This is a genomic window from Rathayibacter sp. AY1C9 (assembly GCF_002932315.1).
Lineage (GTDB): Bacteria > Actinomycetota > Actinomycetes > Actinomycetales > Microbacteriaceae > Rathayibacter.
In genome coordinates, this window is record NZ_PSVZ01000014.1 from 54,822 (window position 1) to 78,802 (window position 23,981).

Consider the following 23,981-nt stretch of genomic DNA (forward strand, 5'->3'; position numbering starts at 1 on the left):
ACACGCGGACGCGCCGCCCGAAACGGGTCCGCACGAGAGTGGAGCCTCACCGGGCGCCCCGCCCTCCCCTTCATCTCCCTCCCCGAGAGGATCCGCCATGAGCACCGACACCCTGCACGGCACCGCCGACGCCGAGGACGCGCTGAGTCCCCTGCCCGACTCCCGGCGCACCGCCCGGCTCGACGGGCAGTTCTGGATCTGGGCCGGCGCCAACATCGCCCCCATCAACTGGGTGCTCGGCGCCCTCGGCGTGAACATGGGCCTCGGCCTGGCGGACACCGTCACCGTCCTCGTGCTCGGCAACGTCGTCGGGATGGCGGTGTTCGGCTTCTTCGTCCTCCTCGGCCAGCGGACGGGGGCGACCGGGATGCTCGTGGGACGGGCGATCTTCGGCCGGCGCGGCAACTACGTCCCGGCCGCAATCCAGGCCGTGGTCGTGATCGGCTGGTGCGCCATCAACACCTGGATCGTCCTCGACCTGGTCATCGCGCTCCTCGGCTCCGTCGGCGTCGTCGACCCGGAGCAGGCGAACGTCGGCTGGAAGATCGCGGTGGCCGCGGTGATCATGGCGGTGCAGGTCGCGATCTCCTTCCTCGGCTACCGCGCGATCGCCGCCTTCGAGCGCTGGACCGTGCCGCCGACCCTCCTGGTGCTGGCGATCATGTCGGTCGTCGCCTGGTTCTTCCTCGACATCGACTGGTCCTACGCCGGCCCCGCGGAGGGCGCGCTCACCGGAGGCGACCGCATCGCGGCCATGTCCATCGTGATGACCGCCATCGGTATCGGCTGGGGCCTCACCTGGCTCGCCTACGCCGGCGACTACTCCCGCTTCGTCGGACCCCGCTCCTCGAAGCGGGGGCTCTACCTCGCCAGCGTCCTCGGCCAGTTCATCCCGGTGGTCTGGCTCGGCGTCCTCGGCGCGACCCTCGCGACGAAGAACGGCTCCGTGGATCCCGGGGAGCTGATCGTCGAGAACTTCGGTGCCCTCGCGATCCCCGTGCTGCTCCTGGTGGTGCACGGTCCGATCGCGACCAACGTCCTCAACATCTACTCGTTCGGCATGGCGACCCAGGCCCTCGACATCAGGCTCGGGCGCCGCGCGCTCAGCCTCATCGTCGGCGTGCTGGCCTTCGCGGCCGCGGTGTTCTTCGTGTTCCAGGACGACCTCGCCACCACGCTCGACGCGTGGCTGGTCGGCCTCGTCGGCTGGGTCGCCCCGTGGGGTGCGATCGTGCTGGTGCACTACACCGTGTTCGAGCCGCGCGTCCGCTCCTTCGGGCACCTGTTCGCCCCGGTCGGCTCGCCGCTGCTGCCGGACGTCCGCTGGCGGGCGCTGCTCTCCTTCGCGATCGGCGCGACCCTGACCTGGCTGTTCATGAACGGCTCGGTGCCCGCCCTGCAGGGTCCGGCCGCGACCGCCCTCGGCGGCGTCGACGTCTCGTGGCTCGCGGGCGGAGTCTCGGCCGGCATCGCCTACCTCCTGCTCGGCCGGGACGCTCCCGCCTGGGTCGAGCGCCGGGAGTCGGCCGCGCCGGTCGCCGCGGAGCCCGAGCCCGTCCGCGGCTGAGCCCGAGCCCCTCCGCGGGCCGGCCCCCTCGCGAGCCGGCCCGCCCCGTCCCACCCCGCACCACGAACGGAACCGCCATGCCCCTCTTCCTCTCCGACGCCGCCGTGATCACCATGGACCCGGTCTCGGGCGCCGTCCCGATCACGGCGAGCATCCGCATCGTCGACGAGCTGATCGTCGCGATCGGCCCGGGCCTCGTCCCCGAGCCGGGCGACGAGGTGATCGACGGGCGCGACCGCCTGGTCGTCCCCGGCTTCGTCAACGCCCACACCCACTCGTGGGAGTACCTCTACAAGGGCCGCTACGACAACCTGCCGCTCGAGCTGTGGATGCTGCTGTCGTACCCGATCCTCGGGAACAGCCGCGTCGCTCCGGATCTGGTGCGGCTGCGCTCGTCGCTCTTCGCCCTCGAATCGCTGAAGGCCGGGGTCACGACCCTGGTCGACGACGTGCTCGAGAACCCGGACCAGGACGCTGAGCAGCTCGCCGCGGTCTTCGATGCGTACGACGAGATCGGAGTCCGCGCCAACATCTCGGGCCACGTGATCAGCAGGCCCTTCCACGAGACGATGCCGTTCCTCGAGGAGTACGTGCCCGCGGAGATCCTCGACCAGGCGCGGTCGGCGTCGCGCCCGACGACGGAGGGCTACCTCGCCTTCAGCCGCGAGGCGTTCGCGACCCAGCACGGGAGGGGAGGCGGTCGGCTGCGCTACATGGTCGCGCCGTCCGCTCCTCAGCGCTGCGGGCCCGAGCTGCTCGTGGGGGCGACCGAGCTGGCGCTCGAGCACGGGGCGGAGTGCCACATCCACGTCCTCGAGACGAAGACGCAGCTGGTGACCGGCGAGCTGTCCTACGGCTCGACGCTGGTCGAGTACATGGAGCGGATCGGCGCGCTCTCCCCGAACACGACCTTCGCCCACGGGATCTGGCTCACCGACTCCGACATGGAGCGGATCGCCGCCGCCGGCACGTCCGTCTCGCACAACCCGATCTCGAACCTCAAGCTCGGCTCGGGCATCGCCCCGTGGCGCGCGCTGCACGACGCGGGCGTGAACCTCGGCCTCGGCACCGACGGCTGCTCGAGCAGCGACTCTCCGCGCATGCTCGACGTCGTGAAGGCCGCGGCGCTCCTGCACAAGGTCACGGATCCGGACATCGCCACCTGGCCGACCGTGTCCGAGGTGCTCACGGCCGGCACGATCGGAGGCGCGCGCAGCGCCGTGCTCGACGACGTCACCGGCAGCATCGAGGTCGGCAAGCAGGCCGACCTCGTCGTCTACGACCTCGAGACGCTGAACTTCACCCCGCGCCAGCGGCTCGAGAACCAGCTCGTCTACTCCGAGAACGGCTCGTCGATCGACACCGTGATCGTCGCGGGCCGGGTCGTCGTCTCGAAGGGCGTCTCGACCACCGTCGACGAGGCGGCCCTCCGCGCGGATCTCGCCGCGCAGCTGGGGGAGATCGTGGCCTGGCAGGACTCGCTGGACCGCACGAACGGCGTGCTCACCGAGCCGTTCCGGCGGATGTACGAGCGGGCGATGCGCCACGACGCCCCCGTCGACCGCTTCAGCGGCCGCCGGCTGGTCTGAGGGCGGGCCGGCTCCCGGCGGACTCCCGGCCCGGCACACGGACGGGCGGGGGCGCGGCTCCAGTAGGTTGCGCACATGAGGTGGCGAGCGGGAGCGGCGGCGGTGCTCGTCCTCGCGCTCGCCGGGTGCACCGCGCCGGCCGACCCCGAGCCGACGTCCGGGCCCACGACCGCCCCCGTCTCCGGGCCGGTGGTCGGCGGCTACGGCGACCTGCACGTCGCGCCCGATGGGTCGATGATGTTCTGCTACTCCGACCCCGACCCGGGATTCACGGGCGTCTGGCGCGAGTGCCAGGACGGGATCCGCACCGTGGGCGTCGACCCGGCCGCGATCGACGCGACCCTCGGGGAGACGGCGACGGCCGATCCGGGCGGGCACCGCTGGGTCGGCGCGGCGGCCGGGAAGCGCACCGCCGAGGACGGCACCGACGTCTACACCGTCTTCCTCGCAGGCACGCGCACGGACGTCGCCTTCACCGTGACCGCGGTCGGCGAGGGCTCCTACCGCGTGCCGTCCGAGTACCAGGAGCTGCAGCCGGGAGTGCCGGGCGGGTTCCTGGTTCGGCTCGAGCCGATCGGCTGAGCGGGGGCGCCGGCGCGGGCGGAGGAGCCGAGCGGGGTGCAGCGGCCGGGAGGGGCGGAGCCGGCGGACTCGCGCACCCCCCGCCCGACCCTCACAGCGGGCGCGGCCGGTACCGCTCGATCAGCGCGTCGAACAGGCCGTTCATCCGCTCGTCGACCACGCGGCGCGACTCGTCGGCGTCGTACCACTCCACGATCTCGCGGGCGCCGTCGCTGAAGCGCACCGAGGGGGAGTACGCCGGGACGAGGCGGCGGATCTTCGCGTTGTCGAACACCATCGAGTGCGCCTTGTCGCCGATGATCCCGGCACCGAGCTCGGGGTCGGCCGCGGCGATCGCGTCGGAGGCGACGTGCACGAGGCGCGGCTCGACTCCGGCCGCCGCGGCGAGGTCGCGGTGGATCTCGTCCCAGGTCGGCGTCTCGTCGCCGGTGATGTGGAACGCCTCGCCGATCGCGGCGGAGGCGCCGAGAAGACCGACCAGGCCGACAGCGACGTCGTCGGCGTGCGTGAGCGTCCAGAGCGAGGTGCCGTCGCCGAGGACGACCACCTCCTGGCCGCGGCGCATCCGGTCGACGACGGTCCAGCCTCCGTCGACGGGCAGCGCGGTGCGGTCGTAGGTGTGCGAGGGGCGGACGATCGTGACCGGGAAGCCGCTCGCGCGGTACTCGGCCACGAGCAGGTCCTCGCACGCGATCTTGTCGCGGGAGTACTGCCAGTAGGGGTTCCGGAGCGGAGTCGACTCGGTGACCGGGAGGCTGCGCGGCGGCTTCTGGTAGGCCGAGGCCGAGCTGATGAAGACGTACTGGCCCGTGCGGCCGGAGAACAGGTCGATGTCCTGCTGCACGTGCTCGGGCGTGAAGGCGACGAAGTCGATGACGGCGTCGAAGGTCTTGTCGCCGAGGGCGGCGGTGACGAAGTCGCGGTCGCGGCCGTCGGCCTGCACCTCGCGGACACCCTCGGGCAGCGGGCGGAGCGACGTCCGCCCCCGGTTCAGCACGGTCACGTCGTGGCCGAGCCGCAGCGCCTCGCGGACGCAGGCGGCGCTGATGATGCCCGTCCCGCCGATGAACAGCACGCTGAGCGACATGGATCCTCCTCCGGCGGCGCCCGCGGCGGACGCCTCCCGATCCGATTCCCCCACATCGGGACGCCGCACGCGAGTCCCTTGACCCGGCTACCGCTCGACGGGACGCCGGTGCTCGTCCTCCGGCTCGGGGGCGAGCAGCGCCTCCGGAGCGGCCGCCGCGGTCGGCACGTCGGGCGCCGTCCGCTGCTCGAGGGAGCGGCCCCAGGCCGTGCCCGCGAGGATCAGCGCGATGCCGAGGAAGCCGACCGGGGCGATCGGGTCGCGGGCGAGCGCGACTCCGACGACCGCGGCCCACACCGGCTCGGTGCCCAGCAGGAGGCTGACGCGGGAGGGGGAGGTGCGGCGGACCGCCCACGTCTGCACGAGGAAGCCGAAGACGGTGCAGACCAGGACGAGGTAGAGGAACAGGCCGGTGCCCACGGGGTCGAGCCCCGCGACGTACTCGGGGATCGGCACGCCGACGACGAGCGACGCGGCGCTGAAGACGACGGCGCAGGTGCCGAGCTGCACCGTGGTCAGGCGGAGGGAGTCCATCGGCGCTCGCGCCGAGAGGCGGTGCATCGACGTGACGTGCACGGCCCGCACGACGGCGGCGCCGAGGATCAGCAGGTCGCCGGGGGAGAGCGGGCGGAGGGCGCCGTTGCCCGCGAGCAGCGCGACCCCGACGACCGCGACGAGGCATGCGAGCAGGAAGCGGCCCGGGAGGCGGCGCTTCGTGACGGCGGAGTCGAGGATCGGCGTGATCACGATCGTCAGGCTGATGATGAGGCCCGCGTTGGTGGCGGAGGTGCCGGCGATGCCGTAGGTCTCGAGCGCGAAGATCGTCGCGAGCAGCGCCCCGATGGTCACGCCGACCCGCCACTCCGCCGCGGTGATCCGGTGCCGCCGCGCCGCGACGATCACGGCCAGGCACAGCGCGGCGAGGGTCATCCGCGAGCCGAGCAACGCCATCACGCTGGAGTCGGTGACGAGCTCCTTCGCCGCGAAGTAGGTCGAGCCCCAGGAGGCGGCGACCACGAGCAGGAGGAGGTCGACCCGGAAGCGGGAGAGGAGAGCGCGCACGGCTCATCGTGGCGGCACGGAGACCCGCCGGACAAGACTGCATCTTCTGCGCCGACGCGTAAGTTGGAACTCATGGAACTCGGACAGCTCAGGGCTCTGCGGGAGCTCGGCGAGCGCGGGAGCATCGCCGCCGTCGCCGCCGCGATGCGGGTGTCCCCCTCCTCCGTCTCGCAGCAGATCAGCGCGCTGCAGCGCCGCACTCCGACGGCGCTGACCTTCCGCGACGGGCGCCGGACCGCGCTGACCCCCGCCGGCCGCGCTCTCGCCGCCGCCGTGGTCGAGGTGGAGGTGGCGCTCGAGCGCGCGGCGCGGGCGGTCGCGGACTTCGAGGGGGAGCCGAGCGGCACCGTCTCGGTCGCCGCGTTCCACAGCGCGGGGCTGGCGATGTTCGGCCCGCTGCTGCAAATGCTGCGCGCACCGGGTCGGCCGGGCGTCGCGCTCGCCGACTTCGACGTGGCGCAGAGCGCCTTCGCCGGGCTGACCGCGGACCACGACCTGGTCGTCGCGCACCGGCTCGCCGGCAGCGCCGAGTGGCCCGGGACCGTGCGGTCGACGCCCCTCCTCTTCGAGCCGCTCGACCTCGCGCTGCGGCGCGACCATCCGCTCGCCGCGAAGGACGTCGTCCGCCCCGCCGACCTCCGCGACGAGGAGTGGGTCGCGGTGCACGAGGGCTTCCCCCTGGAGCGGGCGATCGACGCCATCGCGGTCCTCGCGGGCGGCGACGCGCGCATCCCGCACCGGATCAACGACTTCCTGGTCGCGGCGGCGGTCGTGTCGGCGGGCGACGGCGTCGCGCTGCTGCCGCGGTACACGACCGACCTGCGGCGCACACCGGAGGTGGTGCTGCGGCCGCTCGGGATCCCGGGGCTCGGCCGCCACATCGACTGCCTCGCCCGGCCCGAGACGCTGGAGCGCTCGGCCGTGCGGGCCGTGCTCGAGCAGCTGACCGGGATCGCCGCGGGGCTCGCCGCCGCGCCGTAGCATCGTGCCGTGCACCGCCTGATCGAGACCACGGCCGGAGACCCGGCCGCCACGGACCTCTTCGCCCTGCAGGAGGCCGACCTCCTCGCCCGCTACGGCGGCGACGACACCGGTCCGCGCCCTCCCGCCGACGCTCCGACCCTGCTGCTCGAGGTCGACGGCGGGCTCGTCGGCTGCGTGGCGCTCGCGGTCGAGGACGGGATCGGCGAGATCAAGCGGATGTTCGTGGTGAGCGCCGCGCGGGGCCGCGGGCTCAGCCGCGTGCTGCTCGCCGGCGTCGAGCGGCTGGCGGCCCGCGAGGGCGTGGAGCTGCTCCGACTGGTCACCGGCACGGAGCAGCCGGAGGCGATGGCGCTCTACGCGAGCGCCGGCTACGACCCGATCGCGGGCTACGGCTACTGGGGCGACGAGCCGAGCGCGCGCTGCTACGCGAAGCGGCTCGACCGCGAGGCGCTGCTCGCCGACGCGGGCTGACGCCGGGCTGGCGCTGGGCTGATGCCGGGCTGATGCCGGGCTGGCCGTTCGGCCGTCGGGGCGTGACGCCGGGCTGACGCCGGGCTGCCCGTTCGGCCGTCGCAGGCCGGCGACGGACTGACGTCGGGTTCTGCGCTCGGCCGTCGCGGGCTCTCCGGGCCGCTCGGTCCAGGGTGCTCGCGAGTCGGGCCGCCCGCTCGGAGGGTCCGTATCGGCGAGTCCGACGGGGCATCTGCGACGTCGTGCACGACTGGTCGGCGGTGCGGAGAAGCTGCTGAGGATGAGGCGCGGGAGGCGCGGCGCGCCGCCTCTGGGCAGGTTCGCGCCAGAGCGGCCTCGAGCGGCGTGCCCCGTCGCGGAGCAGGCGACTCTGTCGGAGAGGCACGGGCATCCTCCCGCGCCTCTCACCCGACTCTGCCCCCGATACCCAGGGGTGCACGATGACAGAAGGACTCCGATGCAGAACGAAGACACCAGCACGCCGACCGGCGCCCCCGATCGTCTGACCCAGCGCCGAACCGTGGTGAAGGGCGCCGCATGGGCGATTCCCGTGGTGGCCGCCTCGATCGCCGCTCCGATGGCGTCGGCCTCGACCGCCCCCCAGTGCGCCCTGCAGGACGCGCAGCGCATCGACGCCACCTCGACCACCGCGCTCGCGGCCCGGACGATCCCCGTGCCCGCGGGAACCCAGTGGGTCCGCTTCACGGCGGTCGGCGGAGACGGCGGCGGCGTCCGCACCGGGTCGGACGTCACCAGCGCCGGTGCGCGGGTGACGGGCACCATCCCCGTCGACGCGCTCGGCGGAGCGTCCGAGATCGTCATCACCGCGGGCTCGGGCGGCAGCAACCAGGCCGGCGGCCGGGGGCTCGGCAACGGCGGGGCTCCGGGCACTCCGGGCTACATCGGCTCCGGAGGAGGGGGCGGGGCCAGCGGGATCACCGCCGCGGGCTCCCTGCTCGTCATCGCGGGCGGCGGCGGCGGTAGCGCAGCCGGCTTCACCTCGAACGACTTCACCCGGTCCGCCCGCGTCGGGCCGAACGCGGGGTCCGGCGGCCCCGTCGGCGGCTCCGGCTACGACAGCGCCGTCTCGCGCGCGGACAGCAGCACCGGCTCCACAGAGCAGGCTCCGAGCACCGGCGGAAGCCAGACCGGGCCGGGGCAGCCCGGTGTGACGACGGTGAACGTGACCGAGTCGGTTCTCGGCAGCCCGGGCTCCGGGCGCGACGGCGGTGCCGGCGCACCGAGGACGAACGCGAGCCGCCAGGTGACCTATGCGTCCGGTGGCGGTGGCGGCGGCTACTTCGGCGGTGCCGGCGGCGGCACCTCCCTGTGGGTGCGGGGTGGCGGCTCCTACGCGGCCAACGCGTCGACGGGCGCAGGAGGCAGCAGCTTCGCCGCGTCCGGCGTGACCGTCGAGAACTCCGACGTCGACACCCGTTCGCAGACGATGGGCTACGTGGAGGTCGCCTTCTTCGTCTGCGAGTAGCGCCTGCCCGAAGGCCAGACGAGCCTCCATGGTCACCCGCTCAGGCGTGCGACCACGGAGGCTCGTCGTCGTCACCGTCCGCTCCACGTCGTCCCCGTCCTCCTGATGTCCCATCACCATATCAGTATGGGGCGGGAGGCGCCAGACCTCACTCCTCCTGAGGCTCCGCGCCGTCGTGCTGCAGGCGCACCAGGACGCGGCGGAGGTGCATGGCCGCGAGGACACCGGGACCGAGGGTCCGGGAGGTCGCGGCGGTCCGCTCGTCGACGACCTGCACGAGGTGCCGGATCGCGCGGGCCGCGCCCCCGATCGCCCGGTGCGCGGCGGGGGAGCCGGCGTCATCGCGGTCGATCGCGTCGGCGACCGCCCGGCAGGCCTCGCTCAGCGGCGGGCCGAGGGCCGGATCGAACGGGAGCGCGCCCGGCCGCTCCCAGATGGTGTCCGCGAGGGCGCCGCTCAGATCGCGGACGTGGAAGAGGATCGCGTCGAGCGTCTCGAGGCGGAGGTGGTCGGACCGGGAGTCGCGGCGGTGCAGCAGCGCGCGCGGGTTCCCCTTGCGACTCTCGTCCGCGTCCGCGAGGGCCGCGCGGACCTCCTCCGCCGTCCGGGCCAGCTCCTCGCCGTTGCGGGCCCAGGCCTCGTGCTCGGGCGGCCACGTCTCCTCGAGCGCGGCGGCCAGCTGGCGCAGGTGCTCCGCGAGCTCGCGCCGGAACGCGTCGACCCGGGCGGACGCCGCCTCGATGGTGAGCCCGGGGGCGACGACCACGTTCACCAGCAGCCCCACCACCACGCCCACCGCCATCTGCACGAGGTAGCCGAGGGAGTAGTCCTCGGCGTCGGCCCCGCCGATGATCAGCACGAAGAGGGCCGCCATCGGCACGTACTCGCGGCCCGCGCCGAACCACCCCGTCCCCGAGAGGACCACGCCGATCCCGACGACGAGCGGGATCGTCCACCAGGTCGGGCCGACGGTGACCACCACGAGGGCGGCGAGCCCGATCCCCGCCGCCAGGCCGAGCAGGGTCTGCAGTCCGGTGCGGACCGAGCCCATCAGGGTCGGGTACATGCTCACGAGGGCGCCGAGCGGCGCGTAGTACGGGTACTGCTCCGCGACTCCGGGAGCGAGCGGCGCGACGGCCCAGGCGATGCCGACCGCCAGCGCCGTCTTGAGAGCGAGCATCAGGCGCGAGCCGGTGACCGCCTCCCGCCAGGCGAGGGCGGCGCGGGACGTCCGGGTGCGGGGCATCCCGGCACCCTAGGCGAGGGGCGCGGACCGTCTCTCCCCTCTTGACAGCGGCGGCGGAGGCGCGAGCGGCGGTGGAAGAAAGAGGACGGCGGCTCGGGACGGCGGTGCTGATCACGACTCACGACGAACGTCCGATCCGGCCCACGTCGCCTGCGCCGTTCCACGGGGCGCCGCGGATCCTTCCTCCGTGACGAAAGCGACCGCGCGGACCGCAGGCGCCGTGAAGTGATGCCACCCCCGCTCACGGGGGCCGTTGAGTTTGCGCAGACGCCCTGTTACCGTGAACAAACCGTGCAGCTGGCGGCGTCGGAGGCCTCGAGGTGGAGGTCGCGCCGGATCCTGCGAGTCACGGCGAGTTCTTCTCCGAGGTCCACCGGGCCTCTCCTGTTGGCGCCCTCCGGCGCCTCTCCGCAGCCCCCCCGCCCCCGGGGGCGCGCCGCTCACGGTGCGCCTCCGGGCCCCACGCCGCCCCTGACGATGGAGTCACGATGACGACCGCATCGACGCCCGTCGACGCCGAGCTCCCCCGATCCGCGGGGCTCCGGCGCCGCCACACGGCCGGGCTGCTGATCCTCCTCGCCGCGGTGGCTCCGCTGCCCTTCACCGCCGCCTCCCCGGCCGTCGCCCTCGACAAGCCGACCTCCACCGACCCGATCGCGCCGGACACCGCCGACCCCGCGATCGAGTTCCACGACGGCGACTGCTCCATGGTCGCGACAGCCCGGGCAACCCCGTCGTGATGCGGAAGGCGCCCACCCTCGCGGCACTCGGCACCACCGCCCCGACCACCGGGTACACCGACACGAACCCCGGCGGCTGATCCCTCGTGCCGGTCGAGCAGCTGCCCCTCCCTGCCGGTCGAGCAGCCGCCCGGCGGCGTATCGAGCCCTTCGTGCTCCGCACACAGGCTCCGACACGCCCCTGACGGCGCTGCTCGACCCAGCAGGGCTCGGCACCCCGAGATCCTCTCCCCCTCCCTGAACCGCACCACTCCATTGAAGGAGCACCATGCCCCCCACCACCACACCCGCGCGGCGAGCGCCGCTGCGCGCCGCGCTCGCCGCGCTCGGCCTCGGAGCAGTGCTGCTCTCGGGCCTCGTCGCCCCGGCTCCGGCAGCGCAGGCGGCCGATGCCGTGATCCCGCAGCAGGGCCTCCTCGCCGACTACCGGTTCACGCAGACCACCGGCAGCACGGTCCCGAACACCGTGAGCGGAGGCGTGGGAGCCGCCACCGTCCGCAACGCGACCGACGCGCTCTGGACCGGCACGTCGCTCCGCCTCACCGGCGGCCCCAAGAGCAGCACCACGGCCCCCTGGGTGCAGCTGCCCGCGAACCTGCTGACCGGCCGCTCGTCGGCCACCGTCACGATCGAGACCCGCGCCGACGCGTCGATGCTCTCGAACTTCCACTTCCTGTGGAACATCGGCAGCGACAGTACGAACCAGTACTGGTTCGCGTCCGTCCGCGATCGCGTGCGCACCGCGATCACGACCAGCGGAGGGAACGGCGAGAACAACGCCCGCAGCGCCTCCGCCCTCACCGCCGACCGCTGGTACAGCCTCACGTCGGTGATCGACGGCAGCGCCGGCACGATCTCGTTCTTCGTCGACGGCGTCCAGGTCGCCTCGGCGCCCACCGCCCTGCGCCCCTCGTCGGTGGCCGACCAGTCGCTCAACACGATCGGCCGAGCACCGTACCCCGACCCGTTCTACACGGGCGAGGTCTCGGCGTTCCGCGTCTACGACCGCGCGCTCACCGGGGCGGAGGTGGTGGCCGTGTCGAGCGTCGACGCGAAGCCTCACGCCTCCACGTTCTCCCCGATCGCCGCCGCCGTGCTGGCCGGGGTCGCCCCGCTCACCGTCGACGACTCGACCACGAACCTGCCCGACTACGGAGGAGCGGTGACCTGGTCCTCCAGCGACCCGACCCTGCGCGTCTCGGCCGACGGCCGCACCCTCAGCGCCGACCGCCCCGCCGTGGGCCAGGCCGCGCGCACCTCGTCGCTCACCGCGACGGCGTCGATCCGCGGAATCGTGCAGACCCGTTCGATCGCCGTGACGGTCGAGCCGCAGGTCGGCGTCGACACCCCCTACGGCTACATGATGGTCCACTTCGTCGAGGACTCCCAGGGCTACGCCGAGAAGATCTACCTCGACGTCTCCCGCGGCGACGACCCGGAGAAGTGGGACCCGCTCAACGGCGCGAAGCCGATCCTGGCCTCCGACCTCGGCACCACCGGTGTCCGCGACCCGTACCTGACCTACAACCCCGACACGAAGAAGTACTACATCATCGCCACGGACCTCCGCGTCTTCGGCGGCGACCGGGGCCCCAGCACCTGCGACACCTGGTGCTACTGGACCACCAAGGGCAGCACGAAGATGAACGTCTGGGAGTCGAGCGACCTCGTGTCGTGGAGCGACGTCCGCCAGTTCGACGTGGCGCTCGACGCCGCGGGGACGAAGAAGCTCGAGGCCGGCATGATGTGGGCTCCCGAGGCCACGTGGGTGCCGGACTACGCGGGACCCGGCAAGGGCGCGTTCGTCGTCTACTGGTCCTCGACGGTCTACCCGACCGCGGCGCACACGCCGGGCACCGGATCCTCCCGCGTGCTCTGGGGAGCGACCACGGACTTCACGCAGGCCACCTACTCGTACGGCGGCACCTTCATCGACACCGGGGCCGACACGATCGACACCACGCTGATCCAGGACTCCGGCACGACCTACCGGATCTCGAAGGACAACGGCACCGGCAAGGGCATCTACATGGAGTCGACCACCTCGGCGACCTGGTGGCTGCCGACGACCTCGTGGACGCAGATCCAGTCGCGCATCGGCGCGGTGTGGTCCGGCGGCAACCCCGGTGGGGTCGAGGGCCCCGCGGTGTTCAAGGACCACGGCGAGGACACCTGGTACCTGTACGTCGACGTGATCCCCGCGACCGGCTACAAGCCGATGGTGACGAACGACCTCGACACGGGCTGGACCCAGCTCACCGACCCGGGCTTCTCGCTCGCCTCGTCGACCAAGCACGGCGGCATCGTCTCGCTGACCGCGGGGCAGTACGCCGAGGTCCGCTCGGCCGACGCCGCCTCCGCGGTCCGCTCGGACCTCGGCGAGGTGACGGTCGCCTCCGGCACCGACGCCGCGGCGGCTCTGCCCGCCCGCGCCGACGTCGTGCTCGCCTACAACCGGGGCACCGCCTCGCAGCCGGTCACCTGGAACACCTCCGCGGTGGCGACGGCGCCCGGCCGCTACTCCGTCACCGGAGTCGTCCGCACGATCGGTGCGAACGACAACCAGTGGGTGGGCGCGAACGGATCGACGGCCTACAACGCCGCCGACCGTCGGCTCTCGAGCTCCACGGCCGTCACGGTCACCGCGACCGTGGTGGTGACGGCACCGACCTCGACGCTCACCGCGTCCACCCGCTGCGTCGCGGGCAAGGTCGTCCTCACCGGAGTGGTGAAGAACACGGGCACGACGCCCCTCTCGGTCGTCATCCGCTCGCCGTTCGGCGCCTCGCAGACGCTGACCGCCGCCCCCGGCGCCAGCGCCTCGGCCGCCTTCACCACCCGTCAGGCCTCGGTCCCGGCCGCCTCGCTCACCGCGGGCGCCCTGACCGCGGCCTACCCGGCGCGCACCTGCTGACGCACGCGCGCCGCTGACGCCGAGACGGCCCGCCCCCGCCGAGACACCGCCCCACTGCGGTGCCTCGGCCGGGAGCGGGCCGTCTCGGCGTCGAGCGCCTCGGAGCTCCGCGGCGGCCGCCCCACATCCCGGCACGGCAGGCTGTACGGATGAGCGCGCCTGGAACCACCGACCCCCTCGACCGCGTCCGCGTGCGCGGCGCCCGCGAGAACAACCTCCGGAGCATCGACGTCGACGTGCCGCGCGACGCCCTCGTCGCCTTCACGGGGGTCTCCGGATCGGGCAAGAGCTCGCTCGCCTTCGGCACGCTCTACGCGGAGGCGCAGCGCCGCTACTTCGAGTCGGTCGCCCCCTACGCGCGGCGGCTGATCGACCAGGTCGGCGTGCCGGACGTCGACTCGATCGAGGGCCTGCCGCCGGCCGTCGCCCTCCCGCAGCGGCGCTCCGGAGGCTCGGCCCGCTCCACGGTCGGCAGTGCGACGACGCTCTCGAGCGTGGTGCGGATGGTGTTCTCGCGCATCGGCGCCTACCCCGAGGGCGCGCCGATGCTGCTCGCAGAGGACTTCTCGGCCAACACCGTGCAGGGCGCGTGCCCCAGCTGCCACGGCATCGGCCGGGTCTACGACGTCCCCGACGAGCTGATGGTGCCGGACGACTCCCTCTCGATCCGCGACGGGGCGCTCGCCGCCTGGCCGACCGCCTGGCACGGCAAGCAACTGCGCGACAGCCTGATCTCGCTCGGACACGACATCGACGCTCCGTGGCGCGACCTGCCCGCGGAGGACCGCGACTGGATCCTGCACACTCCCGACTCCCCGCAGGTTCCCGTGTGGACCGACCGCTCTCCCGCGGAGGTGCGCGCGGCCGTGGCCGCCGGTGACGAGCCGCGCTACATGAGCACGTTCCTCGGGGTGCGCCGCTACGTGCTCGACACCTTCGCCGGCTCGAAGAGCGCCCGGATGCGCGAGCGCGCGGCCTCGTTCGTCGTCAGCGTCGCCTGCCCGGTGTGCGGCGGCCGGAGGCTGAAGCCCGACGCGCTCGCCGTCACCTTCGAGGGGCTCGACATCACCGAGCTGTCAGCGCTCCCGCTCGAGGAGCTGGTCGTCGTCGCGCGGCGCGTGCTGGAGCCCGGCTGGACCCCGGCCGACGGCGCTCCGCAGACCCGCCTGGCCGCGCAGCGGCTGGTCGAGGACCTCGTCGCCCGCCTCGCGCCGATCGTCGACCTGGGCCTCGGCCACCTCTCGCTCGACCGCTCCACGCCGACACTCTCCTCGGGGGAGCTCCAGCGGATGCGCCTCGCGACGCAGGTGCTCTCGCGCCTCTTCGGCGTCGTCTTCGTGCTCGACGAGCCGTCCACGGGCCTGCACCCCGCCGACACGGAGGCGCTGCTCGGCATCCTGCGGACCCTGCGGGCGACCGGCAACACCGTCTTCTTCGTCGAGCACTCCCTCGACGTCATCCGCGAGGCCGACTGGATCGTCGACATCGGCCCGGGCGCGGGGTCGGGGGGCGGCACCGTCGTCTACTCCGGCCCGCTCGACGGCCTGCCGGGCGCCCGCGACTCCGTCACCCGCCGCTACCTCTTCCCCGAGGGCGACCCGGCGCCGCTGCGCTCCCGCCGCACCGCGGAGCAGTGGATCGAGCTCGCCGGCGTCTCGCGGCACACCCTCGACGACCTCTCCGTCGCGTTCCCGGTCGGGGTGCTCACCGCGGTCACCGGTGTCTCCGGATCGGGCAAGTCGACGCTCGTGAACCAGGCGCTGCCCGATCTGCTGCGCGCCTCGCTCCGCGCCGACGTCGCCGAGGACGCGCCGGCGGAGGAGGGCGGGGAGGCGGACCCGCTGCTCGACGCGGCGGCGGCGGCGACCCGCGGCACCGCCTCCGGGCCCGCGGACCGCCTGCGCCGGGTGGTGCAGGTGACCCAGACCCCGATCGGCCGGACCTCGCGCTCGAACGTCGCGACCTACACGGGTCTGTTCGACCGGGTGCGGACGCTCTTCGCGGCCACCCCGGAGGCGAAGCGCCGCCGCTTCTCGGCGAGCCGCTTCTCCTTCAACCTGCCCAGCGGGCGCTGCCCCGTCTGCAAGGGCGAGGGCTCCGTGGAGGTGGAGCTGCTGTTCCTCCCGACCGTCGAGGCGCCCTGCACGGCGTGCGGCGGCACCCGGTACAACGACGAGACCCTCGAGGTCACCCTCGGCGGCCGGACGATCGCCGACGTCCTCGCGCTGAGCGTCGCCGACGCGCGCGAGGCGTTCGCCGAGGACCGCGAGGTCGCCCGCCACCTCGACGCTCTGGTGGACGTGGGGCTCGGCTACGTCTCGCTCGGCCAGCCGGCGCCCGAGCTGTCCGGGGGAGAGGCGCAGCGGGTGAAGCTCGCCTCGGAGCTGCGTCGCGCCCAGCGCGGGGACACGCTCTACCTGCTCGACGAGCCGACGTCGGGCCTGCACCCCGCCGACGCCGACCGCCTGCTCGAGCACCTGCAGCACCTGGTCGACGCGGGCAACACGGTGATCGTCGTCGAGCACGACATGCGCGTCGTCGCCGACGCGGACTGGGTCGTGGACCTCGGCCCGGGGGCGGGCCGGGCCGGCGGCTCGGTGGTCGCGACGGGCACTCCGGAGGAGGTCGCCGAGGCCGCGGGCAGCCGCACCGCTCCGTACCTCCGGGCGGCTCTGGACCGGCGCCGCTGAGCGCTCGAGGACCCTGTCAGTCCTCTCACCGAAACCTCACCGAAAACTATTGTTAACGGTAACATTCGAGGCGGCCCGCCCCCCTGGGCCGGATTTCTCAACGACGAGAGGCCTCACGAATGAGACGACGACTCCCCCTGGCCACCGTGGCGGTGATGGCGCTGACGGCGGGTCTCCTGTCGGTCGGCCCCACGGCCCAGGCCGCCCCCACCACCTCGCTCGACGCCGCGAAGGTGCTCGAGCTCCCGTTCGACGGGTCGCTCGCCGACACCAGCGGTCGCGGTACCGCCCTCGGGATGCAGAAGGGCACGGCCTCCTACGGCACCGGCCTGAACGGCCGGGCGTTCGAGTTCACCGGATCGAACGCGATCTCGCTCGGCACTGCGGCGGCGCTGCAGCCCGCCGACCTCACCGTCTCCTTCTGGTACAAGCCGACCAGCGCGATGACCGGTGAGCAGGTCTTCACCTGGAACAAGACCGCCTACAACTCCGACGGCTGGTACCTCACCTCCGAGGGCGACGGCACCCCGCTCGCCCTCTCGATCGGCCCGTCCGGCGGTCAGCCGTACAAGGTCGCCGTCGAGACCGCGCGCTCCGGCTTCTTCCCCGCGGGGGAGTGGACGCACGTGGTCGCCACGTACGACAAGAGCACCAAGGCCGTCGCCTTCTACCGCAACGGGGTGAAGCAGACCGCCGTCGTCAAGACCGCGCCGTCCTCCTCCGCGTCCGGCGTCCTCGGCTCCGAGAGCACGTCGACGAAGACCCTCGGCTTCAACGGCCCCCAGTACAACGGCGCGCACCTGCGCGGCCTGCTCGACGACTACGCGCTCTACAACGGCGTCGCCACCACCACCGACGTCGTCGCCCTGACGAAGGCCGGGAACCCCTCCTTCGACCCCGCGAGCGTCGCCCGGGCCGACCTCGAGCTGGTCGCCCCGCCCGCGAGCACCAGCACCGGCTTCACCCTGCCCACCGTCGGCGCGAAGGGGTCCGCCCTCAGCTGGACCTCCTCCGACCCGGCGACCGTCGCGATCAGCGGAGGCACGGCCGCGGTCACGCCGCCCACCGGCTCCGCGACGCAGGTCGTCCTCACCGGCTCCGCCACCTACGGGGGCAGCACCGCGGTCACGAAGACCTACACTCTCCAGGTGCAGCCCCGGGGAGTGAAGACGTCGAACTACCTTCTGGAGGCCGGCCTGTCCGACGTCTCCGTGCAGGACCCCTACCTCGAGAACGGGGAGCAGCAGACCGTCGAGTACCTGCTGAGCCTCGACCCCGAGATGTTCCTCTACTCCTTCTACCGCGAGGCCGGGCTCACGCCGACCACCAGCGGCGGATACGGGGGTTGGGAGCGCGAGAACGGCACCCGGTTCCAGGGCCACTTCTTCGGCCACTACCTCTCGGCGCTCTCGCAGGCCTACGCGACCGAGGAGGACGCGGCCACCAAGGCGGCTCTGCTCGCGAAGCTCACCGCTTCCGTCGACGGTTTGAAGAAGGTCCAGGACGCCTACGCGCTGAAGGACCCCGCGAACGCCGGCTACGTCTCGCCGTTCCCGACCCGCTACCTCCCCTCGGGCGGCGACGGCCTGCTCGTCCCCTTCTACAACCTGCACAAGGTGCTCGCAGGCCTCCTCGACGCCCACGACCAGGCGCCCGACGCCGTCTCGCAGAAGGCGCTCGTCGTCGCCGGCGGCTTCGGCAGCTGGATCACCGCCTGGGCGGGCCGCCAGGCCAACCCCGGGCAGCTCCTGAACACGGAGTACGGCGGAATGAACGAGGCGCTCTACCGCCTGTACGAGACCACGCACGACCCGGCGCACAAGCGCGCGGCCGAGTACTTCGACGAGACCGCGCTGTTCCAGAAGCTCGCGAACAACGAGGACGTCCTCAACGGGCTGCACGCGAACACGACCGTCCCGAAGCTGATCGGCGCGCTGAAGCGCTACCGCGTCTTCACCGACGACCCGGCGCTCTACGCCACGCTCACCGCCGCGGAGAAGTCGGATCTCGACATGTACCGCCGTGCCGCCGAGAACTTCTGGCGCATGGTCGACGAGACCCACACCTACGCCAACGGCGGCAACAGCCAGTCCGAGCACTTCCACGCACCCGGCACCCTGTACGAGTACGCCACGAACGGCCAGACCACCGGCTACGGCGAGAACTCGACCTCCGAGGGCTGCAACATCTACAACATGCTCAAGCTCACCCGGGCGCTGTTCCAGGTGACCGAGGACGTGAAGTACGCCGACTTCTACGAGGAGACGTTCATCAACGGCGTCCTCTCGGTGCAGAACCCGGACACCGGCATGGTGACCTACTTCCAGCCGCAGACCGCGGGCTACGCCAAGGTCTTCGGGCACGAGCTCGACGAGTTCTGGTGCGACCACGGCTCGGGTATCGAGAGCTTCACCAAGCTCGGCGACTCGATCTACTTCGAGAAGCCGAAGACCGTCTTCGTGAACCAGTTCCGCTCCTCGGTCCTCCGCTCCTCCGCGAACAACCTCCGGCTGACCCAGACGGCGGACATCCCGAGCACGGACACGGCGACCCTGAGGGTCGAAGCGCTGGCCGGAGGAGCCGTGGCCGCGGACACGACCCTCAAGCTGCGCGTGCCGTCCTGGATCGACGGAGCGCCGACGCTCACCGTGAACGGTGCCGTCCGTGCCGTCACGGCCCAGGCCGGATACGTCTCGGTCGCCGTCGCCGCCGGTGACGTGCTGACCTGGAAGCTGCCCGCCGCGGTCAGCGCGGTCGCGGACACGGAGAACCCCGACTGGACCGCGTTCCGCTACGGACCGGTGCTGCTGGCGACCGAGCTCAACCGCTCGAACGTCGAGGCGTCCTACGTCGCCGGCGTCCTGGTGCGCATGGGCACGGCCGACAAGTCCGTGAACTCGAACGTCGTCGTCGCGGACTCCGCGGCCTGGAAGTCCGCGGTCCGCGGCAACCTGGTCCGCCTGCCCGACGGCGCGGACGGCAACGGCCGCACGACGATGCGCTTCGGCATGAAGAACGTCGACGCCGCGTCCGCCGCCCGGGTGTTCACTCCGTACTACAGCCTCTACAACGCCCGCTACGCGACCTACATGACCCTGATCGAGCCCGACTCGGCCGCGGCCCAGGAGCTGATCCGGACGCAGAAGGAGCAGCTGCGCGTCGACGAGACGACGATCGACTCCCTCACCTCCTTCGACAACAACAACAGCGAGGCCGACAAGAACTACAAGACCGCGCGGTCCTCGGTGGGGACCTGGCGCGGCGAGGGGTACCGCGACGGCGAGCGCTCGGCGGAGGCGTACTTCCAGTACGACATGATCGTCGACCCGGCTCTGCCGGCGAACTACCTCGGGGTCCGCTACTACGGCGGCGACGCGGGACGCACCTTCGACGTCTACCTCAACGACGTGAAGCTCAAGACCGAGGTGGTCTCGGGAGCGGCCGGAGCGACGAGCTGGTACGTCCAGTACGACCGGATCCCGGCGTCGATCCTCAGCGGTCTCGCCGCGAAGGACAGCTACAAGCGCGACCAGAGCGGGAAGTACGTGCTCGACGCGAAGGGGCAGAAGATCCCCGTCGTCACGGTGCGCTTCCAGGGCACCGGATCCAGCTACGTCGGCGGTGTCTTCGGGGTCTACACGACCGAGTCGACCACCTACGCTGCGGACCCGGAGCTGACGAAGCTCTCCTCCGACGTCGGGACGCTCTCGCCGGCTCTCGCCGCCGGGGTCAGGGACCACACGCTCACGGTGCCGGCCGGCACGACGAGCGTCTCGCTCGACCTGGACCCGGCCGTGCCCAGCGGCCTGGTGAAGGTCGACGGCGTGCTGATCGACGACACCGTCCGCCGCACCGTGCCGCTCGCGGCCTCGGGGACGACGAGCGTGGTCGTCGAGTCGTCGGCGCAGGACCACACGACGACAGCGACCTACCGCCTCTCCATCGTCCGCGCCTCCGCGGCGACGGTACCGACGACCGTGGCGGCCACCAGCCGCTGCGTGGCGGGAAAGGTCGTGGTGACGGTCACCGCTCGGAACGATGCGAAGGTCCCGGCGGGGATCATCCTCGGCTCCGCCTGGGGCTCGAAGGCGTTCACCGGGATCGCTCCCGGGTCGAGCGCCTCGCACGCCTTCACCACCCGCGCCGCCTCGGTGGCCGCGGGCTCGGCGACGGTGACCGCGACGGCGACCGTGGACGGAGCATCGGTGACCACCACGAAGCAGGCCGCGTACTCCGCTCTCACCTGCAAGTGACGTGACGACGACGGCTGCCGGGGATCGCCCCCGGCGGCCGTCGTCGTCAGTCGGAGGTGCGGTAGAGGCCCTGGAGCAGCCCGATGACGTCGCCCAGGACGGGCGGCGGGTCGCTCCGGATCCACGCAGCGTGCACGGGGACCGGCGGGGCGTCGCGGACGACCCGGTAGGCGAGGCCCTGCCGTCGGTACTGGCTCACCGTCGATTCCGCGGTCACTCCGCGGGCGGAGCCGCTGCTGATCACCGTGAGCCAGTCGTCGACGTCGGTCGTCGGGACGGTGATCCGCGGCCGGTCGTGCTCGGGCCAGAGGTCGAGCCGGGTGCTTCCGGTCCGGTCGTCGAGCGCCAGCGGAGCGGTCGCCACCTGGGCGAGGGTGACCGTGCGCTTCGCGGCGAGCGGGTCGTCGGCGGACAGCGCGCAGTAGCGCTTCTCGGTGCCGATCAGAGCCGACTCGACGTCCGCAGCCGGGGATCCGCGCCGGAGGATCGCCAGATCGCTGAGGCCCTCGGCGAGCCCCGCGGTGGGGGTGTTGGAGCGGATCAGCCGCAGCTCGTGGCGGGGGAGCGCCGCGGCCCAGCGGCGCTGGAACTCCTGGGTGTGCTCGCCGAGAGCCGACCAGGCGTAGCCGATCCGGATCGTGTCCGTCCCGGCCGCCGCCTCCTCGCGAAGGTCGTCGACGACGGCCAGGACGCGGCGGGCGTGCCGCAGCACCCGCTCGCCCGCCGGCGCGAGCTCGACGCTCCGGGTCGTCCGGTGGAGGAGCCTTCGTCCGAGGACGGACTCGAGCGCCGCGACGTTGCGGGAGACCGCCGTCTGGGAGATGCCGAGGTCGATCCCCGCGTCGGTGAAGGTCCCGGCGTCCACGACGCCGACGAACGACCGGAGGTGGCGCAGTTCCAGTTCCATGACCGCATCCTATTCATGCGGTTCCCGCATCGATCGGGCCGATGACGCATTGTGAGCCGGGGCCGGACGGCTCGCAGACTTCCGGAATGACGAAGCAGCTCCCCGGCGACGGCCGGACCGTCGGCGTCGCGACCGCCCTCGCGAGCGCCCTCTCGAATCAGCTCGGGGCGGCCTCCGGGACTCTGGCCTTCCCGGTCCTGGGATCCGTCGGAGTGGTCGCCGTCCGGCAGATCGTCGCCGCGCTGATCCTCCTCCCGGTCGTCCGGCCGCGGATCCGCGACCTCACCCGCGCGCAGTGGTGGCCCGTCCTGCTCCTCGCCGTGGTGTTCGGAGCGATGAACCTCACGCTCTACGCGGCCATCGACCGCATCGGGCTGGGGCTGGCGGTGACCCTGGAGTTCTGCGGGCCGCTGGCGGTCGCGCTCCTCGGCTCCCGGAGCAGGACCAGCGCGCTCTGCGCCCTCGTCGCCGGAGCAGGCGTCGTCGCGATCGCCGGGCCGAGGCCATCGTCCGACCAGGTGGGGATCGCGCTCGGTCTCGCGGCCGCGTGCTGCTGGGCCGCGTACATCCTGCTCAACCGGATCATCGGACTTCGTCTGCCCGGAGCGCAGGGGACCGCCACGGCGACCGGGATCTCCGCCGCCGTCTTCCTGCCCGTCGCCGTCTGGACGCTCGTCTCGACGCGCCCCGACGCGGGCACCGTGCTCCTGGCGGTCGGCGCCGGCGTCCTGGCGACGGCCGTCCCGTTCGTGGCCGACGTGATCGCGCTCCGGAGGCTCCCGGCGAGCGTGTTCGGGACGCTCATGAGCGCCAACCCCGTCCTGGCCGCCCTCATCGGCGCGGTCGTGCTCGGGCAGGACGTCGGCGCGGCCGGATGGATCGGGATCGCCCTCATCGTCACCGCGAACGCGGCGGTCCTCCGGCGGGGGCGTCGCGCGCGGTGAGGCCCGGCGGCGGGCCGAGCAGCTCGACGACGGCATCGAGCACCGCATCGGTCCTCCGCGCCAGGGGGGAGTCGGCGGAGACGAGCGCGCTGATCCGCTCGCGGGCGACGCGGCCGAGCGGCGTGATCCCGATGATGCGCTGCCGCTGGTCCGTCGGTGACACCCGGCGCTCGACCAGTCCCCGCGCCTCGAGCTGCCGGCAGAGGAAGGTGACGTTCTGAGGGGTGCAGTGCGCTCGGGCGGCCGCCTCGCTCATGGACGGAGCGGGCTCGTCGGGGTCGATGCTCCAGAGGAGGTGGGCGGTCGTGGCGGTGATGCCGTACTCGCGCAGCGCCGGAGCGAGCGCCTCGTCGGTGCGCGCCACCACGTCGTAGACCGCGGCCAGTGCGTCCGCCAGCCGCTCGTCCCGTCGCGTCGCCATGCGAGCAGAATATCGCTTCAAGTCCTGAAGCATGTACCTTGAAGCTTCAAGGATTGAAGGGAATCTGAGCCCTTCCGAGACAACCGCGCCCCTTCTCGGGTGCCGAAGGGAGACCGCCGTGGAGATCGCACGACTCGATGGGCGCACCGTCGTCGTCACCGGGGCCGCCGGCGGCATCGGCTTCTTCGTCGCGGAGGGACTCGCCCGCCTCGGCGCACGGGTCGTCGTCGCCGCCCGCTCGGCGGCCCGGGCGCACTCGGCCATCGGGCTGCTCCCCGAGCCGGGCCTGCACCGCCACCTGCCGCTGGACCTCTCCGACCGGGAGTCGATCCTGTCGGCGGGGGACGCCCTCCGGCGCCTCGGCACCCTCGACGGCATCGTCCTCAACGCGGGGATCATCGCCGCGCCGAGGACCGCTGCGACGGGCGCTTTCGGCGTCGAGTCGACGGTCGGCGTGAACGTCCTCGCGCACCTCGAGCTCCTGCGCTCCGCACTGCCGGCGCTCGAGGAGGCGCCGGCCGCGCGGATCGTCAGCACCGGCAGCATGCTCACCCGGGGGATCCCCTTCGACCCCGACGACTGGCTCTCGCAGAAGTCCTACCGCCCCCGCGTCGCCTACGCGATGTCCAAGCACGCCGCGGAGATCCTGGGGTTCGAGCTCGACCGGCGCCTCCTCGAGGCGAGGTCTCGGATCCGCTCCGTCGTCGCCCACCCCGGCGGCGCCATCGACGCCCTCACCCCCGAGCGGCCGCCGCTCCACGAGCGGCCGCTGCCCGTGCGGCTCCTCGCACCCGCCCTCGCGCCGCTGGTCTCGCGCCTGGTGCAGGGGAAGGACTCCGCGGCGCGACCCGCCGTCGCCGCCGTCGCCGCACCGACACTGCCGTGGAACGCCTACATCGGCCCCCGCCACGGAGCCGCGGGGGAGCCGGTGCTCGCGACTCCCGTGCCCAGCTCGACCGACGCGGCGCTGGGCGCGCGGCTCTGGCACGAGACGGAGGCGATCCTCGGCGGCCCGGTCCTCGGGGCGCTCTGACGGAC

General features: G+C 73.0%; 17 protein-coding genes. 12 read left to right on the top strand and 5 right to left on the bottom strand.

The genetic code is table 11. From position 1 onward, the window contains the following. The first annotated feature begins 97 nt into the window (after positions 1–97). The 3 genes from C5D09_RS10870 to C5D09_RS10880 all read left to right on the top strand — a co-directional run bounded on the left by C5D09_RS10870 (position 98) and on the right by C5D09_RS10880 (position 3,738). Entirely contained in the window at positions 98–1,567 is a 1,470-nt protein-coding gene (locus C5D09_RS10870; RefSeq protein WP_104234359.1) for a cytosine permease, read from the top strand. A 77-nt stretch (positions 1,568–1,644) separates the two neighbouring features. Continuing rightward, complete coding sequence (locus C5D09_RS10875) at positions 1,645–3,156, top strand: amidohydrolase family protein (protein WP_104269297.1); 1,512 nt, start codon at positions 1,645–1,647, stop codon at positions 3,154–3,156. 75 nt (positions 3,157–3,231) lie between these two features. Continuing rightward, complete coding sequence (locus tag C5D09_RS10880) at positions 3,232–3,738, top strand: hypothetical protein (protein ID WP_146085629.1); 507 nt, start codon at positions 3,232–3,234, stop codon at positions 3,736–3,738. 91 nt (positions 3,739–3,829) lie between these two features. Here C5D09_RS10880 and C5D09_RS10885 read toward each other — a convergent pair whose 3' ends face one another. Both C5D09_RS10885 and C5D09_RS10890 read right to left on the bottom strand, forming a co-directional pair. After that, positions 3,830–4,825 carry an SDR family oxidoreductase gene (locus C5D09_RS10885; RefSeq protein WP_104269299.1) on the bottom strand — a complete coding sequence of 332 codons (996 nt, stop codon included), beginning with the start codon at positions 4,823–4,825 and terminating at the stop codon, positions 3,830–3,832. Positions 4,826–4,912: 87 nt separating this feature from the next. After that, positions 4,913–5,887 carry a DMT family transporter gene (locus tag C5D09_RS10890; protein ID WP_219813067.1) on the bottom strand — a complete coding sequence of 325 codons (975 nt, stop codon included), beginning with the start codon at positions 5,885–5,887 and terminating at the stop codon, positions 4,913–4,915. Between the two features lie 72 nt (positions 5,888–5,959). Here C5D09_RS10890 and C5D09_RS10895 point away from each other — a divergent pair, with 72 nt between their 5' ends. The 3 genes from C5D09_RS10895 to C5D09_RS10905 all read left to right on the top strand — a co-directional run bounded on the left by C5D09_RS10895 (position 5,960) and on the right by C5D09_RS10905 (position 8,828). Further along, complete coding sequence (locus C5D09_RS10895; protein WP_104269300.1) at positions 5,960–6,868, top strand: LysR family transcriptional regulator; 909 nt, start codon at positions 5,960–5,962, stop codon at positions 6,866–6,868. A gap of 9 nt (positions 6,869–6,877) precedes the next feature. Continuing rightward, on the top strand, positions 6,878–7,342 hold the full coding sequence (locus tag C5D09_RS10900) for a GNAT family N-acetyltransferase (protein WP_104226986.1): 465 nt from the start codon (positions 6,878–6,880) through the stop codon (positions 7,340–7,342). A 457-nt stretch (positions 7,343–7,799) separates the two neighbouring features. Beyond that, positions 7,800–8,828: a hypothetical protein gene (locus C5D09_RS10905; protein WP_104269301.1), complete on the top strand. Its 1,029-nt coding sequence runs from the start codon at positions 7,800–7,802 to the stop codon at positions 8,826–8,828. A gap of 148 nt (positions 8,829–8,976) precedes the next feature. Here the strand turns inward: C5D09_RS10905 and C5D09_RS10910 are convergent, their stop codons facing one another. After that, positions 8,977–10,074: an aromatic acid exporter family protein gene (locus C5D09_RS10910; protein WP_104269302.1), complete on the bottom strand. Its 1,098-nt coding sequence runs from the start codon at positions 10,072–10,074 to the stop codon at positions 8,977–8,979. A gap of 488 nt (positions 10,075–10,562) precedes the next feature. Between C5D09_RS10910 and C5D09_RS10915 the strand changes: the two genes are divergently transcribed. The 4 genes from C5D09_RS10915 (at position 10,563) to C5D09_RS10930 (ending at position 20,671) form a co-directional block, all read left to right on the top strand. Beyond that, positions 10,563–10,814 carry a hypothetical protein gene (locus C5D09_RS10915; protein ID WP_104269303.1) on the top strand — a complete coding sequence of 84 codons (252 nt, stop codon included), beginning with the start codon at positions 10,563–10,565 and terminating at the stop codon, positions 10,812–10,814. A gap of 268 nt (positions 10,815–11,082) precedes the next feature. Next, positions 11,083–13,728: a LamG-like jellyroll fold domain-containing protein gene (locus tag C5D09_RS10920; protein ID WP_104222429.1), complete on the top strand. Its 2,646-nt coding sequence runs from the start codon at positions 11,083–11,085 to the stop codon at positions 13,726–13,728. A 149-nt stretch (positions 13,729–13,877) separates the two neighbouring features. Next, positions 13,878–16,418 (top strand): excinuclease ABC subunit UvrA, encoded by a 2,541-nt coding sequence (locus C5D09_RS10925; protein WP_104269304.1) that lies wholly within the window; start codon positions 13,878–13,880, stop codon positions 16,416–16,418. Positions 16,419–16,537: 119 nt separating this feature from the next. After that, on the top strand, positions 16,538–20,671 hold the full coding sequence (locus C5D09_RS10930) for a beta-L-arabinofuranosidase domain-containing protein (protein ID WP_104269305.1): 4,134 nt from the start codon (positions 16,538–16,540) through the stop codon (positions 20,669–20,671). A gap of 46 nt (positions 20,672–20,717) precedes the next feature. Here the strand turns inward: C5D09_RS10930 and C5D09_RS10935 are convergent, their stop codons facing one another. Then, positions 20,718–21,578: a LysR family transcriptional regulator gene (locus tag C5D09_RS10935; protein ID WP_104269306.1), complete on the bottom strand. Its 861-nt coding sequence runs from the start codon at positions 21,576–21,578 to the stop codon at positions 20,718–20,720. Between the two features lie 86 nt (positions 21,579–21,664). Here C5D09_RS10935 and C5D09_RS10940 point away from each other — a divergent pair, with 86 nt between their 5' ends. Further along, positions 21,665–22,522: a DMT family transporter gene (locus C5D09_RS10940; protein WP_104269307.1), complete on the top strand. Its 858-nt coding sequence runs from the start codon at positions 21,665–21,667 to the stop codon at positions 22,520–22,522. Here the strand turns inward: C5D09_RS10940 and C5D09_RS10945 are convergent. Next, complete coding sequence (locus C5D09_RS10945) at positions 22,476–22,943, bottom strand: MarR family winged helix-turn-helix transcriptional regulator (RefSeq protein ID WP_181073444.1); 468 nt, start codon at positions 22,941–22,943, stop codon at positions 22,476–22,478. The two genes, C5D09_RS10940 and C5D09_RS10945, sit on opposite strands and share 47 nt — an antisense overlap. Before the next feature lie 118 nt (positions 22,944–23,061). Between C5D09_RS10945 and C5D09_RS10950 the strand changes: the two genes are divergently transcribed. Continuing rightward, positions 23,062–23,976: an SDR family NAD(P)-dependent oxidoreductase gene (locus tag C5D09_RS10950; protein ID WP_181135035.1), complete on the top strand. Its 915-nt coding sequence runs from the start codon at positions 23,062–23,064 to the stop codon at positions 23,974–23,976. The last annotated feature ends 5 nt before the right edge of the window (positions 23,977–23,981 follow it).